Source organism: Ruegeria jejuensis (assembly GCF_041537905.1).
Taxonomy (GTDB): domain Bacteria; phylum Pseudomonadota; class Alphaproteobacteria; order Rhodobacterales; family Rhodobacteraceae; genus Ruegeria_C.
The window spans coordinates 1-1221 of sequence record NZ_JBGRUO010000060.1 but is presented as its reverse complement, the minus strand read 5'-3'; the positions used below and the strand labels follow the sequence as shown (position 1 = coordinate 1221).

The window sequence follows — 1221 nt, the reverse complement described above, 5'->3', positions numbered from 1 at the left end:
GATCAGACCGGTCACGCCGTTTTTCGGAAGAAGCTCCGCAGAGGTCAGGTCCTCGAGTTCTTTGCCAAGTTGCCGCGTTGCGTGGTGGCGATGGAGGCCTGCGCCAGTGCGCATTACTGGGCGCGCGAGATCGGTCGTTTGGATCACGAAGTCAGGTTGCTCCATCCGGCCTACGTGAAACCATTCGTCAAACGTCAGAAGAACGATATGGCTGATGCGGAAGCGATCTGCGAAGCCGCGAGTAGACCAACGATGCGCTTTGTTACCGTGAAGAGTGAAGAGGCCCAGGCGTCAGCGATGGTTCTTCGGGCGCGGGAACTGTTGGTTCGGCAGCGCACTCAATTGATCAACGCTCTTAGAGGTCATCTTGGGGAGCTCGGACAGGTGGCCCCGCAAGGCGCGGCCAATATTCGTAAGCTGGTTGCGTTGGTGGAGTCTGGCGACAGCGCGATCCCGGATGTGGCCCGGGAGTGCCTTGAAAGACTGATCAGCATGCTGGAGCAGTTGGAGTGTCAGATCAAAGAACTGGATGTCGAGATTGCTCGCCGTGCGCGGTCGAACGAGATGGCGCACCGCTTGATGACGGTGCCTGGGATTGGCCCGCTCATAGCGACTGCGCTGGTGGCTCTCGCTCCACCGCCGGAAACGTTCCGCCGTGGTCGAGATTTCGCCGCGTGGCTCGGGCTGGTCCCCAGACAGCATTCGACAGGGGGCAAGCAACGCCTCGGGGCAACGACAAAGATGGGAGAACGTTCGCTGAGGCGACTATTGATCATCGGCGCCAACAGCGTAGTCATGTGGCGCGCTCGAAATAGAACGAGAACAGATCCCTGGCTTGACCGCCTGATCGAGCGCAAGCCGCCACTGCTGGTTCGCGTAGCCTTGGCCAACAAGATGGCGAGGATCGTTTGGGCCTTGATGAGCACAGGAGAAGTCTACCGGGCTCCGGCTGCCAACGCGTAATGCGTCTGCGGCTGTGAGACGGCGGAAACGGAAGAGGACAATGGACGGTATGGCATCAGGATCGTGAGACCGGATCGGGAAAACCAGCTTGCGACAGAGTGCTTCGAGCACGTGGCTTTGAATTGGACCGGATCCGCTAACACCTTACGGGCCAGCGGCATGTGCAAAGGCCGCGCTATAGGCCGAACACATGTCAGTACCCGAACCGATGCAGATACGGTCAAAATTACCTCTTGCGTTTTGGGCGTCTACACATGT

1 protein-coding gene is annotated in these 1221 nt (G+C 59.0%); it reads left to right on the top strand.

The features are described 5' to 3' along the window. Positions 1 to 963: IS110 family RNA-guided transposase (locus AB1E34_RS26070; RefSeq protein ID WP_372575200.1), on the top strand; the 963-nt coding region annotated here is incomplete at its 5' end. Positions 964 to 1221: the final 258 nt, after the last annotated feature.